Here is a 14,298-nt window from a genome sequence, read left to right as displayed (position 1 = left end):
CTAAAATAGAATGACTGAAATTGCTGTAATTGGTGCCGGAATGGCAGGTTTAGTTTGCGCTCAACAGTTAACCCAAGCCGGATATTCGGTAATAGTAATAGATAAATCCCGTGGAGTGGGTGGAAGAGTTGCCACAAGACGTTTATTTGAAACAAAAGCAGATCATGGTGCTTGTTATATCAAACCCAAAGGTGAAGTTTTACAGCGTTTGATAGATTTGTTAGTTCAAAAAGGCGATTTAGAAGTTTGGACAGATATCCTGCACGTTCAAGATAATTCTTCATCTCTCGTCGCCAACCCCTTATCATCTCTTGCCTACACAGCACCATTAGGAATGAATGTTATAGCTAAATTTCTGGCGCAAGGATTAGACATACATCGCGGACAACGTGTTGATAAAATTACCGTTAATTCTCATAATCAATGGCATTTAACTAGTGAAACCAACGAAGAATTTACAGCTTCATCTGTAGTCGTTGCTATTCCAGCACCTCAAGCCGTAATGCTATTGGAATCTTTACCAGAAAATTTTTTAGATCATAAATTCCTAGAAAAATTGCGTGGTGTTGAATATTACCCAGCTATTACCGTAATGGCAGGATATCCCAATTCATCACAACAACCGGAGTGGAAAGCAATTACTTTCAAAGATAATCCCGTATTAGGATGGATTGGATTGGATAGCAGCAAACGAAAAAATCCCGTACAACCCCACTTTGTCATTCATAGCAGCGCTGACTTCGCAGAAAAATATTTTGAATCGGAATTACAGGAAGTAGGAAAAGAGATATTAGAAAATGCAGTTTCTACCGTAAATTTAGAGTGGCTGAAAAATCCTCAATGGATGCAGCTACATAGATGGAGATATGCTTTTCCTAAAACACCATTGCAACAAACTTGTTTACCAGCAGAAACATCTTCACCTTTAGTATGTTGTGGAGATTGGTGTGGTGGAAATCTCATCGAAAGTGCAGTATTTTCCGGAATTGCAGCAGCTGAATACATTAATAGTAAACTTCAGCAGCGTGAATTAGCAGGAATTGATTTTCTTGATGTTTTATGAATATTAAATTAGGTTTGTAGTTAGGAATGCGCGTCCTTATTTTGAGCGAAGACAGCACTTACTACGAACCTAATAACAAAGTTTTAACTCATAACTCATAATTCATAACTCCTAACTTTATTTTATCGGGTCATGTCCCCAATTCATCAACGAATAACGCCAAGGAGTATCTTCAATATCACCATCAGGTTTCTGTGCAGAATGACGATGAACGTAACTAACAACTTTTCTCATATGAGATACATCATCATCGGTATAATCATCTTTCTTCTTTTGCAAAATATCGATGATGCGCTTACCAGACTTATGTCCAATTGATTCATCATCGCCATCATCTTTTTGTCCAACCGATTTAGATTCCTCAGTTTGTAACCAAGATTCCAACTGTTTGGCAGTCATATTAACAGCATCATCAAACTCTTTAATTACTGTTTCTGTATCTTTACTCATTATGAATTAATTTCTATTAATCTATTAGTCATTAACTTTATCTAAAGACTCAGGCTTATGAGCCGCTTCTTTGCCACTTTTTTCGCTTTCAACTAAATATTCAGGATTATCTTTAGAAGCTGCAACATGATGTCCTTTAATATCAGTTTCAGAAGTCAACTTCTTTTTTACTTCACCAGTCGTTTTACCTTGGGCAGTATTCCATTCGACTTTATCGCCTTTTTTTAATTCGTCGCTCATATTCTTTTTATGGTTAATTTATTAGTTTTCTTACATACATATTTTAAGTACGGTAGCGAAAAAATCATCTGCCTGTAGTTATCATTCTGTAGATAGATGAAAAATTAGTGTTTGTAGGGTATGTTACGGCTTCGATATCTATTCGGTAATAGAAAAATATAGCGTCAGCCGTAACGCACTAGGATGTTGACTTTGGATAAATTTCTATGCTTAAAGTTCATACAACTTTTATGTCGGTAACAACCATAATCTTTCTCCCTCACCCCACCCTAACGGGCACCCCTCTCCCAAATTTGGGAGAGGGGAAGGGGGAGAGGGCAATATCTTGGGGGCAAACACGTTTTTTGCATGATTTTTTATTTCTTAAAAGGACACAGAATCAACACCCTAGTAACGCACCATTTAATTAGAATAATAATTTCAGATGGTAGTAAAACACTAAACTTGGATGGTGCGTTAAACCTATTAAAAATTGTCGTTGGAATTAATAAATAATCGTGGGTTTAACACACCCGAAAAATCTTAAAAAACTTCTAAAGGTAAATGATGCAATCCTTTCATAGTCGCCAAAATACTTGCAGCTTTTTCAATCAAATCAACATTGCCATTTAAAACATCATTAAAAGTCATATTGTGAATATAATCGGGAATTACTCCAAAATCTTCCAGCGGATAACCGTTTTGATTTCCAACACGAATTGCACGTTTTACAGCCATTCTTATTTGGGCATTTCTTGGTAAAGGAGAATAACCATTAGGATGGAATAGATCGTAATATTCCCAAACATTAGCACCACCAGCACCCGTACTTTCGCTAGTTCCAAGAATTGGTCCTATATTATTATCTTGGAATCCTGCGGCAAAAATATCTGTAGTGCTGTAACACAAAGCATCGGTAATTAAGATAACGGGACCAAAGTATTTTTGTCCGTATTGATTAACCTCATCAATATAATAAGAATGTCTACCAATTGGATATCCCGAAGAATAAACTGCACCAGTATTTATCGAACGCTCAATTGAACTTTTCCAGGGTTCCGGGGCTAATTTTAAAGTTGTCGGTGTATTAATAAACTGAAATAATTCTGGTTGAATTTTATTAGCGGTAAATAGTTGAAGAATCATTTCGCCAGCTTCAATATATCCACCACTATTACCGCGAACATCAATTATTAAACCATCTCTAGGTAACTGTTCTAAAACGCGAATTAAATCTTGAATAAATTTTTGTCTATCGTAAATCATAAAGCTGTGAATTCGCATATAGCTAAATTCACCATGAGAAGTACTGCAAATACTCCATTGAAAATCAGTTTCGTAAAATGTTTGATTATCTTGTTTAGCAGCCGAAGCAAATAAACCTTTCTTTATTTTTTGTAGTTTTGCAGCTTCAAAATCAACACCCAAAGAACCATAAGCTTTTAAATTAGCAAAAGATTGATTATTTGTTTGAGCTTGAGTTTCCGGTAGATTCCAGGTTTGCCATTGAAAACGATGTTCGTAATGCTCGTGGTTTTTAGTGATATAAGAAATATACAGCCATTCTTCATCAGGTACTAAATATTTACTTCCCGAACGAAGAGTTAAAGTATTTAAACCATGAATTCGACGCGCATTTTCATTACTAACATAAGTTCGTAAACCATTTAATTCAATCGCACGCTCAATTGGTACACCATTCCAATGAGTTACTATGACTCCTTTTTCTAAACTTTCATGTTCAAAATCTTCATTTACATGAGAAACAACGTAATACCTTTGATTATTTTCATAAAACTCTTCAATTATGAAAGGTAAAACAAAATTAATAGATTGATAAGGCATCGGAGGTACATAAACTGTATGTAAGTCTCTAAGCTCCGTAAAAATGCCAATCATTTCTCGCTGAAAATTAAGTTCGTTCATCTTCACCAAACGATACTTGAGCAGTTTTAAACGCTGTACCGGATCTATGGCATTCCTAGCTCGTTTCAAAGGTAAATGAACGTATATATTTTCGATAAAACTTAAAGCTTGATTAACAATTTCTTCCCTTTCTTCCTTAATCGAATGCTCAATAATTTGTTTTTTCTGTTCCTCCGTCAATCCCATTGAAGCGACTACATTATCCAGCTTATAGTCAGCCATAGTAATTAAACTCCTTACAACCTATGTCAGAAAGAATACCGCTATTGTTACACAAACTGTTTTTTTAAGTAAAAATTTAAACATATTTACGGTTGCGTTTAAGCTGGTAGTGTTGGAATATGCAATCCTTTAATTTCTCTGTAGGTAGAATTTTCAGGTTAAATAGTAATTGCTTGAGATTAAAATATAGCCGTAACCCACCATCTTTACATAATGTCTGTTTAATTACCTTAATCTGTTAGGGAATCTCCAACGGGAGGCAGAGCCTCTGTGAAATGCATTACAAGGTAGAACCTTGTAACGAGAGCCGAAAAATGTAAATAAATGCTGTTTCCTTGCTGAAAAAGTACTAGAATACTATAAAATATAATTATTCTCAAATAAATAATTTAATCATAATTATATGTATTCTGAATTGCTTCAACATGGCGATTTGCAGCCTTTTCTTAATCAACCAGAAACTTTAATTAATCAAGCTTTGGAATTTCAACTTGCTGTTATAAACTATTTGGAAACCTCACGTCAACTTTTATAAGTATTAGCAAATAATAGCCCTTATTCTCAAGTAGTATAAGCTGCAAAATTACACGTTAACTTAGCAGGAGAAATAAGAGAAAATTGGCGATAAGTTGCAGAAGCAGCGATAAAAAATGCACCTTTAGAGCAAAACGATAAATTAGTTGCAGAGTTATTAAAAATAGCACCAGTACCTGAAGATTTGATAAGCGAATGGATACCGAGAGATATATTAATTGAGGGTTTATAAAATCCTTATTTACCACAGTTAGATAAAAATAAATTATTGGAAAGATTGGCGCATTCAACTATTATTGAAGAACGTTTGAAAGCAGCAACACATAACGATACATCAAGGAAAAAATTAGACCTCTTAGCGGGAGATTTAGAATTACCGATTCGGATTGCTGTTGAGTATCGGGATGATAGTTTAGAATATGTTATTGTATAATTCTTCTATCAATTACTCCTCAAATTGCAATTGATTCTTATTCACTTCCAGGAAATTTTCATAAAGATCCAGCAGATAGGCTAATTGTTTTAACAGCAAGAATATATGATGTTCCGTTGCTCCCGTGTAGATGAAAAAATACTTGCCTATTCTTATGTAAAAACAATTCAACCTTGATATAAATCTTCTCTCTCTTCTCTTCCTCAGCGTCCTCTGCGTCCTCTGCGGTTAAATAACACCAAAATTCTCGTTACTAACCTAAATACGGGGAGACGTAGCACTGCTACGTCTCTACATCAATTTCCGAATCCCCTCTTCCAACCCCCGACAAACCCCAGTCAAAAAATCCAAATCCAAAGTCCCAATCTTATCGCTCGGCTTATGATAATGAGGATTTCGCATAAATGAAGTATCTGTTACCATCATCGCTGGATAACCTGCATCCCAAAACGGCGCATGGTCACTTCTTCTTACAGCAGGAACTATTTTCCCATTATTCGGAACTGGTAAAAATTCACTCTTTGTCCCGGATTTACGAATAATGTTGCGGAGTCGAAATAAATCGGGAAAGGTTTTCAAATTACCAATCAAAGCAATATAATCACCCGTACTCGGATAAAACTTTTTCAATATCGCAGCCGGATATTCTTGTGTCCCCGGATTAACATCGCAATAACCTAACATTTCCAAAGACATCATCAAACGTAATTTCTGCTTTTCTTGTACCAATTTTGCGACATAATCCTTACTACCAAGCAAATCAGATTCTTCCATATCAAAAGCAACGAGTCGCAAAGGATACCTTGTTGGCTGCGTAGCAAAAATTCTCGCTAATTCTAATAAAACTGCCACACCAGTAGCATTATCATCAGCCCCAGGACTTCCCGGAACGCCGTCGTAATGAGCCGCAATTAAAATTGGTGATAAATTGTCCTTCCCAGTTTGAGAATCAGAAGGTAAATTCAAGATTAGATTTTCACAGACTTTGCTACCAACTTCAAAGGTGTGGATTTCCACACTTCCCCATTGTGAAAAAGAAGCACGAATGTATTCTTGAACAAAGAAATGTCCTGCTGTTGCTAAATAAGGGTCGCGCTCTCGTACTATCTGGATAAGATGGGTTTCGAGTTGTTTTTTTAAATCCACGGATTAACTAGGAACTATGAAGGATAAAGGATAAAACTTAGATAAGCAGTGAAAATTGATTTGTTTTTTCAAGTATATTCATTACCCAGCAAAGGCAAAAAATCAAGCAGAAGTGTTAATGGCTTGTTTGATGGATAATTTGATGAATAAATTAAATTATTTCAAACTTGATTGATTATTGATAACTTAGTTGACAATGTATTTCTCAACTGCAAGATACAATAAATCAAGCATTACTTCTAAACATATATTTATAAGAGATTCTAGGAGAAGCGTAGGGCATGGGCAAGGTAGTAGGCATCGACTTGGGTACAACAAACTCTGTAGTCGCCGTTATGGAAGGTGGCAAGCCGGTGGTTATTGCCAATGCGGAAGGAATGCGAACCACTCCATCGGTTGTTGGCTTTAGTAAAGACGGCGAAAAGGTTGTCGGACAAATGGCGCGAAGACAAACTGTCCTCAATCCTCAAAATACCTTTTTTGCGATCAAGCGGTTTATGGGGCGCAAATATTCGGAGTTAACTCCGGAATCGAAGCGGGTTCCTTATACGGTACGTAAGGGCGAAATTGGCGAAATAAATATTGTATGTCCCCGTGTCAAGAAGAATTTTGCACCGGAAGAAGTTTCGGCGATGATTTTAAGGAAATTAGCCGATGATGCCGGTAAATATTTGGGAGAGCAAGTAACGGGTACAGTAATTACCGTTCCTGCTTATTTTAATGATGCTCAGCGACAAGCTACCAGAGATGCGGGTAGAATCGCTGGTTTAGAAGTATTGCGAATTCTTAACGAACCTACTGCTGCTGCTTTAGCTTACGGTTTGGATAAAGCTGATAGCGAAGTAATTTTGGTATTTGATTTGGGTGGGGGAACCTTTGACGTATCGATTTTAGAAATCGGCGATGGTGTATTTGAAGTTAAAGCCACATCCGGCGATACTCAATTGGGTGGAAACGATTTTGATAAAAGGATTGTAGACTGGTTAGCTGAGAAATTTTTAGAAGATGAAGAAATAGATTTACGACGCGATCGCCAAGCTTTACAACGCTTGATGGAAGCTGCGGAAAAGGCGAAAATTGAACTTTCGGCGGTTAGCGTCACCGATATTAATTTACCTTTTATTACTGCCGATCAAGATGGGCCAAAACATTTAGAAACTCGTTTAACGCGATCGCAGTTTGAAGCGATGTGTGACGATTTATTAGGCAAATTGCGAGTTCCGGTTAAAAGAGCATTGCGTGATGCTGGAATGACACCGCGAGATATTCAAGAAGTTGTACTTGTGGGTGGTTCAACCAGAATGCCAATTGTGGAAAAATTGGTAGAAGCGATGATTGGTTTACAGCCGAATCAAAATGTTAACCCCGATGAAGTTGTAGCCGTTGGTGCTGCGGTGCAAGCTGGTATTTTAGCTGGTGAATTGAAAGATGTATTGCTACTTGATGTGACTCCTTTATCAATTGGTTTAGAAACCATTGGTGGAGTGATAAAAAAATTAATTCCTCGCAACACAACAATACCAGTCCGCCGTTCCGATATTTTCTCTACTTCCGAAAACAATCAAAACACGGTGGAAGTCCACGTAGCCCAAGGCGAGCGGGAAATGGCTGCTGATAACAAATCCCTGGGAAGATTTAAACTTTACGGAATACCTCCCGCGCCTCGGGGAATTCCGCAAATTCAAGTATCTTTCGATATTGATGCCAACGGCATATTACAGGTGACGGCATTAGATAGAACCACCGGAAGAGAGCAAAGTATTACAGTTCAAGGAGCTTCTAACTTAAGCGAAGCCGAGATTCAGCAAGCGATTCGGGATGCTGAGAAATTCGCCGATGTAGACAGACAGCGCAAAGAAAAAATCGAAAAACGTACTCGTTCCGAAGCGTTAATTTTACAAGCCGAAAGACAGTTACGAGAAGTCGCTTTAGATTTCGGAATGCAGTTTGCTCGCAATCGTCGTCAGCGAATTGATAATATTTGCCGAGATTTGAAAGATAGTTTGAAGGCAGATGACGATAGAGGAATTGACCAAACTTACGCCGATTTACAAGACGCTTTATCCGATTTGAATAAAGAAGTTCGTCAGTACTACGCCGACGACGAAGAAGACGATTTATTTGGTACCATCCGCGATATCTTTATCGGCGATAAAGATGATGATGATTTATACGATAAGGGCTATGGTAGAGGCTCTGACAGGGGTTACGGTAGAGATGCTGGCTTAGGCTATGGTAATAGGGATTATGACCGGGGCTACGGTAAAGATGCCGATAGGGGTTACGGGAGAGATGCCGACAGAGGTTATGGTAGACAACCTGACGATAGGGGATATGGTAGAGAACCCGATAGAGGTTATGGTGGCGATTCCGACCGTGGTTACGCAAGAAACGACCGGGGAAGAGATAAAAGAGATAGTGAGAGGGATTATGGAAGAGACAACAGCTATCCTTCCTACGACAAAGATTATTCTTCGCGTAAACCAGCCAAGCCCAGCTATCAAGATAACTGGGATGATGATGATGACGATTGGCTATAAAGTCGTTTAAATTAGCTTTTTGTGAGCAAATACAGGCTAATATACGGGCGGTTAACCCCGCTCTTAGCTATTTGACGACAAATATACTTATGAAACAATCCGGCTTGAAATATTAGATAAGGGTAAAAACTACACATATAAACGCTTTTTCTTAAGTCTTCAAAAAACGTTTCATTTTTTCTCGAAATACCGCATATTGCATTCAAATGACAATCGAAAATAAAAATCTAATTAAAATAACTTATTAATATTTACTAATTCCTATTCCCTATTCCCCATTCCCTATTTCTTCTTATAAACAACTTACTATGCAGAACTTGCAGAATTTTCGCGATTACTACGAGATATTAGCAGTATCTAAAGAAGCTCCTAATGATGAAATCAAAAAAAGTTATCGCCGATTAGCTCGACAATACCATCCAGACTTAAATCCTGGTAATAAAGCCGCAGAAGAAAAATTTAAAGATGTAAACGAAGCTTACGAAGTCTTGAGCGACCCCGCTAAACGCGCTCAGTACGACCAATTCAGCGTGTTTTGGAAGCAAAATGGCTTTGCTGGCTCAAAATCTTCCTCACGCAAAGCCCCGAATCCAGGAAACGGTCGTACTTCTACTGAGGTTAACCCCGGCAAATACGATAATTTTGATACCTTTATCGACCAAGTATTTGGTGTAAAAAATAAAGGCAATGCACCTGGTAGTTCCCCTAATACGACAAAAACTGACCCATTCAAGACTCCCAGAACAAAAGTTTCTTATACTCCAGGTGCCCGTCCAAATCGGCGAGATATAGAAGCAAGATTAACTTTACCTTTAGAAAAAGCTTATCAAGGTGGCTTAGAAAGAATTCGTCTCGAAGATGGACGTTCTTTAGAAGTAAATATGCCTCCAGGAATGGTAACGGGACAAACTATTCGATTGCGAAACCAAGGCATTGGTGGCGGCGATTTATACTTAAAAATTACCGTACAGCAACATCATATTTTTAAACTTGACGGCAGCGATATCTTCTGCCAAGTGCCTATTACTCCTTGCGAAGCAGTCTTAGGAGGACAAGTAGAAGCACCTACGTTAGATGGATTAGTAAAAATGACTATTCCCCCAGGAGTTAGATCCGGGCAAAGATTGCGTTTAGAAGGTAAAGGCTATCCCAACGAAAAAGGCAAACGGGGCAACCAACTCGTAGAAATTCAAATAATTACTCCTGCTCCTAAAAATATCAGTTCTGAAGAACGCGAACTTTACGAAAAGTTACGCGAGATAGAAACCTTTAAGCCTCGTAAAGATTTGCTGAGATAATTTGTCAAAAAATAGCTATATTGCCTTATGGGGAGCCAATACAGCCTCGAAACTTATATTTACAAATATTCAAATATTGATGAAAATAAGATTTGGCAACCTTGCTACGAAAAGATAGTTTTAAAATATGAGAAAAAACTGTTTGCAAGGTAACTAACACAGCCGTGAATCAAAATGGGACAAAATTAAGCCGAGGTGAAGCAACCTACTATTCCTTATTAGGTTTACATCCAGCAGCTTCGGTAATCGAAATCCGTCGTGCTTACCGAGAGCTTAGCAAACGCTATCATCCCGATACTACAGATTTACCCACAGCAGTTGCTATTGTTAAATTTCAAAAACTCAACGAAGCTTACGCAACCCTAAGCAACCCGCAAAAACGTTTAACTTACGACCTGAAAATCGGCTATTCTCGGTTTGGAGTGATTCAAGCACCCTCCGACTTAAACCGTCCAGTTTCTGGTAATCGATATACATCCAAATCGGCTTACCTCGATCCTACCGATCGCCCCCTCTCACCCGGCGAGATTTTTGCTTTATTTATTCTAGGGTTAACTTTTTTAGGATGTTTGCTACTAGTAATCGCCGTAGGTTTAACCAGAGGTGAAGCAGCTTTTCAAACAACCATAGAGCAGCGAGATATTTTAGTACATCAGCAAGTAATTAATTCAGATCGAGCAAATATTGTACATAAAATTAATAATTAAAATATCAAAGGGTTTAATAAAGCAACGGGGAGTAGATGGGGAGAGGGGGAGAGGGGGAAGAAAAATTACTAACAACTAACAACTAACAACTAACAACTAACTGTATTATGTATCTTTTAAATTCAGAAACTCCACTGTACAATCATCCACTTCCTCAAATTGAGCAATGGTTAGAAAACAGGGGCTGTCAGCAAGACTCAAAGCTATTACATTTGTGGCGCATACAGAAACCTGCTTGGGAAGCGGAAATCTGGCTTGATGTCGAAGAAATTACCGTCCGATATCTTAGCGCAGGAGAAAAACAGGAAGACGTTCAGCGCTCGTTTAAATATTCTCTAAGTCGCCAAGATGTAGAAGAAGCGATTTTCTGCGGGCCATAGGGGAAATGGGGGGATGGGGTGATGGGGAGAGAGGGGGAAGATGGGGAGATGAAGGGAGAATTACAAATCCAAAATCCAAAATCCAAAATTCTATGCCCAATCCCCAATGCCGAATTTTTAAACTTTCCCAAACCTTCTGTCTCTTTGCTGATAGGCTGATAATGCTTTGCGGAATTCGTTGCGGTCGAAATCGGGCCACAATGTGTCGGTAAAATATATTTCTGAGTAGGCTGCTTGCCATAAGAGAAAATTACTCAAGCGCATTTCTCCGCTGGTACGAATAATTAAATCTGGATCGGAGTTTTGAGCTGTGTAAAGATGATCTTCAAATGTCGCTTCATCAATTTCGTGCGGCTGGAGCAATCCTTTGTCTACTTTTTCGGCGATCGCTCGACAAGCTTGAATAATTTCTTGTCTACCTCCATAGTTGGTAGCGACATTAAAATCAATTCCACGATTGTCTTTGGTTTCTTCCATCGAACGGCTAATTTCTGCTTGCAAGGCATTTGGCAAAGCTTTTAAATTACCTACAAAACCAATTCTGACGTTCTCTTGCAGCATTTCTCGCAGTTCTTGACGCAATACACGCTGGAATAAAGTCATCAAAAATTCGACTTCTTCTTGCGGTCTACCCCAGTTTTCGGTAGAAAAAGCATAAGCTGTTAAGGCTTTTATTCCCCAATCTTTACAGCAGCGGAGTAAATCCTTGAGAATATCAACTCCGCGCTTGTGCCCCATAATTCGAGGCAAACCCCTACGTTTAGCCCATCGACCATTGCCATCCATGATTACCGCAACGTGTAGTGGTAATAGTTCTTTTTTTAAATCGCTTGGCAAAGATTCTAAATTCGTTGATTGTGCTGTCATTTTTTATCCCGAGAAGCGGTCGATGGTAAACCGAGTAAACGTGAAATTAATGCGGTGGATTTACCACGAATTTGACGACCTAAACTGAATAAACCGGGGGCTACAGCTTCCCGATCCACAGCGGGAGAAAACAAAGTCTCCAAGGAATCTCTCAATTTCGTGATTGTTAGCGGTCTATTTAGAGTTCCCCTTTCTGCAAGAGAAATAGAACCTGTTTCTTCCGATACAACGACACAAATACAATTTTCGACACGTTCGGTAATTCCCATCGCAGCTCGATGCCGCGTTCCCAACTGGCGAGAGGCAGTACGCCCCGAAAGCGGTAAAATTATACCACTGGATACAATCCGAGAACCACGTATCAACGTTGCACCATCATGCAAAAGAGTTTTTGGCTGAAAAATTGTTTGCAGTAGTTCCTTAGAAACTTCAGCATTCAGCTTAACTCCCGGCACGGAAAAATCACGCTCATCAATTGGACCAGTCGTTTCTATAATCAACAAAGCTCCAATCCGGTTCTTGGAAAGTTCTCTAACCGCATCAACAATTTCATCAATTACACTATACGATTTCGGTACTGCTAAACTCGAAGTTTGAAACAACTGCCGAAATTCACCACGTCCCAACTGTTCTAGAAAGCGGCGAAACTCTGACTGAAGAGTTATCGCCATTGCTACAGCACAACCATATACAAGGCTTTGCAAAACAAAATTTAACAGTTGTAGCCCAAAGAAATCACTTACTGCCGAAGCTAGCATTAAAAGAATAAATCCCCGCACCATCCATAGCGTGCGACGTTCGCTGATAATTACTAGCATCATATATGTTAGGGCTAGCACTAACATGATATCCAGAGTCTTTAACAAGGGCTGCGACCATCCCAGGTTTGCCAGCCATTGTTTCCATAAATTCCCCATGACATCTGGATTACGCGCTTTGTTTGAAGGATATTTTGCTCAAAGTATAAATAATATAGATGCCCTCCGGGCAACTTGCTTGCATAGTAGCATGAAGTACAGAGCATAAAATAGTTGATTTGTTTTCAGCCTTTATGCTACCGTACTGCTTTGCCGATGTAATACTTTATTATTCGCTTTTTTTGAGCCGTTCTGGTAAGCAATCTTGACGAATCAAATCTTGATATGATTCGCGCTGCAAAATTAAGCTTGCTTCACCATTCCCAACTAAAACTGCTGCCGGTCGAGGCAAACGGTTGTAGTTAGATGACATACTGTAATTATATGCACCAGTTCCCATTACTACGAGAGTATCTCCCGGTTCCGTGGGTGGAATTTGAGCATCATGAATTAGGATATCTCCCGATTCGCAATGTTTACCAGCAATTGTGACTTTTTCGGTAGATGGCACGGACATTTTATTCGCTACCACCGCTCGATAAATTGACTGATAAGTAATCGGACGAGGATTGTCCGACATTCCTCCGTCTACAGCGATATACTTACGTATTCCGGGAATTTCTTTCGATGCACCAATACTATATGTTGTAACGCAGGCTGTACCAATTAAAGAACGTCCCGGTTCGCATAATATTTTTGGTAAAGGAATATTCGCGGTAGAACAGGTTTGTTCAACTACCTCGCAAATTGGCTTTACCCATTCTTCTATACTCGGTGGGTCATCGGATTCTATATATCTTATTCCCAAACCACCACCAACATTTAATTCGGTAATGTTGATCTTATAAGTAGCAGCTTTTTTTAACCACTCTACCATAAGAGCGGCTAAATCTTGATGGGGTTGGCGCTCAAAGATTTGCGAGCCGATGTGAGCGTGTACGCCAACGCAGTTTAAAGATTTTTGCTTGCTGACGAAAGCAAACAGCTCGTCAAGAGCATTGGGATCGAAACCAAATTTACTATCTAACTGTCCCGTGCGGATGTAATCGTGGGTATGACAATCAATACCAGGAGTCAGACGCAGCATAATCCGGTACGGTGCATAGCTTGAATAACTATCATCCGCCGCGAGTTTTACCAAAGTATTTAATTCATGCCAGTTATCTACCACAACAGTACAACCGGATTCCACAGCGATTTGCAGTTCATCACGAGACTTATTATTGCTGTGTAGGTAAATCTTATCGCCATTCGCACCACTTTGTATTGCTGTATATAATTCACCTCCGGAAGCTACATCTATTCCTAAATTTTCAGATGTAACAATGGCGCACACTGCCAAACAATTCCATGCTTTAGAAGCGTACAATACTTGGGATTCACCTTTATAGTATTGCTTAAAACTATCGCGATACTGGCGGCAAGCAGTTCGCAAGCTTTCTTCGTCCAGAATATATAGTGGAGAACCAAACTGCTTCACTAAGGTAGTTACATCACAACCTCCTATTTCTAAATTGTCATTCTTATTAATAGAAGCAGTCAAAGGTAGGAGTGATTGATTCGGCGAAACACTTTCTTTTTCTTCTTTCGATAGTATAAAATTACTACCATTTGTTTGAACCCCAGCCGGGTAAGTCGATACCATAACGATATAGA

The 14,298-nt window shown here is 38.9% G+C and carries 14 protein-coding genes; 7 read left to right on the top strand and 7 right to left on the bottom strand.

All coding sequences use genetic code 11. From position 1 onward, the window contains the following. The first annotated feature begins 10 nt into the window (after positions 1 to 10). Positions 11 to 1,063, top strand: coding sequence for an NAD(P)/FAD-dependent oxidoreductase (locus ACM03V_RS11630; RefSeq protein ID WP_414620944.1), 1,053 nt, complete (start codon positions 11 to 13; stop codon positions 1,061 to 1,063). Between the two features lie 117 nt (positions 1,064 to 1,180). On the opposite strand, the gene ACM03V_RS11625 is transcribed toward ACM03V_RS11630, so the two are convergent. From ACM03V_RS11625 to ACM03V_RS11615, 3 genes are all read right to left on the bottom strand, one after another. Further along, on the bottom strand, positions 1,181 to 1,513 hold the full coding sequence (locus tag ACM03V_RS11625) for a DUF3140 domain-containing protein (RefSeq protein ID WP_414620943.1): 333 nt from the start codon (positions 1,511 to 1,513) through the stop codon (positions 1,181 to 1,183). Positions 1,514 to 1,537: 24 nt separating this feature from the next. Continuing rightward, positions 1,538 to 1,753 carry a DUF2945 domain-containing protein gene (locus ACM03V_RS11620; RefSeq protein WP_414620942.1) on the bottom strand — a complete coding sequence of 72 codons (216 nt, stop codon included), beginning with the start codon at positions 1,751 to 1,753 and terminating at the stop codon, positions 1,538 to 1,540. A 522-nt stretch (positions 1,754 to 2,275) separates the two neighbouring features. Beyond that, entirely contained in the window at positions 2,276 to 3,880 is a 1,605-nt protein-coding gene (locus ACM03V_RS11615; RefSeq protein ID WP_414620941.1) for a S41 family peptidase, read from the bottom strand. Positions 3,881 to 4,283: 403 nt separating this feature from the next. Here ACM03V_RS11615 and ACM03V_RS11610 point away from each other — a divergent pair, with 403 nt between their 5' ends. Both ACM03V_RS11610 and ACM03V_RS11605 read left to right on the top strand, forming a co-directional pair. Then, the gene (locus tag ACM03V_RS11610; protein ID WP_414620940.1) at positions 4,284 to 4,415 is read left to right on the top strand and encodes a hypothetical protein; all 132 of its coding nucleotides are present in this window, start codon (positions 4,284 to 4,286) and stop codon (positions 4,413 to 4,415) included. Between the two features lie 276 nt (positions 4,416 to 4,691). After that, positions 4,692 to 4,847, top strand: a complete 156-nt coding sequence (locus ACM03V_RS11605) for a hypothetical protein (RefSeq protein ID WP_414620939.1) — start codon at positions 4,692 to 4,694, stop codon at positions 4,845 to 4,847. 291 nt (positions 4,848 to 5,138) lie between these two features. Here ACM03V_RS11605 and ACM03V_RS11600 read toward each other — a convergent pair whose 3' ends face one another. Then, positions 5,139 to 5,993 carry a M28 family peptidase gene (locus ACM03V_RS11600; RefSeq protein WP_414620938.1) on the bottom strand — a complete coding sequence of 285 codons (855 nt, stop codon included), beginning with the start codon at positions 5,991 to 5,993 and terminating at the stop codon, positions 5,139 to 5,141. A 281-nt stretch (positions 5,994 to 6,274) separates the two neighbouring features. Here ACM03V_RS11600 and dnaK point away from each other — a divergent pair, with 281 nt between their 5' ends. The 4 genes from dnaK to ACM03V_RS11580 all read left to right on the top strand — a co-directional run bounded on the left by dnaK (position 6,275) and on the right by ACM03V_RS11580 (position 10,918). Further along, positions 6,275 to 8,533, top strand: a complete 2,259-nt coding sequence (gene dnaK / locus ACM03V_RS11595; protein ID WP_414620937.1) for a molecular chaperone DnaK — start codon at positions 6,275 to 6,277, stop codon at positions 8,531 to 8,533. Positions 8,534 to 8,841: 308 nt separating this feature from the next. Next, entirely contained in the window at positions 8,842 to 9,831 is a 990-nt protein-coding gene (locus ACM03V_RS11590) for a DnaJ C-terminal domain-containing protein (RefSeq protein WP_414620936.1), read from the top strand. A gap of 164 nt (positions 9,832 to 9,995) precedes the next feature. After that, entirely contained in the window at positions 9,996 to 10,538 is a 543-nt protein-coding gene (locus tag ACM03V_RS11585; RefSeq protein WP_414620935.1) for a J domain-containing protein, read from the top strand. Positions 10,539 to 10,645: 107 nt separating this feature from the next. Further along, positions 10,646 to 10,918 (top strand): DUF3143 domain-containing protein, encoded by a 273-nt coding sequence (locus tag ACM03V_RS11580; protein WP_414620934.1) that lies wholly within the window; start codon positions 10,646 to 10,648, stop codon positions 10,916 to 10,918. A 117-nt stretch (positions 10,919 to 11,035) separates the two neighbouring features. On the opposite strand, the gene ACM03V_RS11575 is transcribed toward ACM03V_RS11580, so the two are convergent. The 3 genes from ACM03V_RS11575 to lysA form a co-directional block, all read right to left on the bottom strand. Further along, complete coding sequence (locus tag ACM03V_RS11575) at positions 11,036 to 11,785, bottom strand: isoprenyl transferase (protein ID WP_414620933.1); 750 nt, start codon at positions 11,783 to 11,785, stop codon at positions 11,036 to 11,038. Further along, complete coding sequence (gene cdaA / locus ACM03V_RS11570; protein WP_414620932.1) at positions 11,782 to 12,702, bottom strand: diadenylate cyclase CdaA; 921 nt, start codon at positions 12,700 to 12,702, stop codon at positions 11,782 to 11,784. The genes ACM03V_RS11575 and cdaA overlap by 4 nt, the downstream gene beginning before the upstream one ends. A gap of 169 nt (positions 12,703 to 12,871) precedes the next feature. Next, the gene (gene lysA, locus ACM03V_RS11565; protein ID WP_414620931.1) at positions 12,872 to 14,287 is read right to left on the bottom strand and encodes a diaminopimelate decarboxylase; all 1,416 of its coding nucleotides are present in this window, start codon (positions 14,285 to 14,287) and stop codon (positions 12,872 to 12,874) included. Positions 14,288 to 14,298 lie beyond the last annotated feature (11 nt).

It is taken from the genome of Calothrix sp. CCY 0018, from assembly GCF_963920925.1.
Taxonomy (GTDB): domain Bacteria; phylum Cyanobacteriota; class Cyanobacteriia; order Cyanobacteriales; family Nostocaceae; genus Rivularia.
The sequence above is the reverse complement of the archived record's forward strand: the minus strand, read 5'-3'. Positions and strand labels throughout refer to the sequence as shown.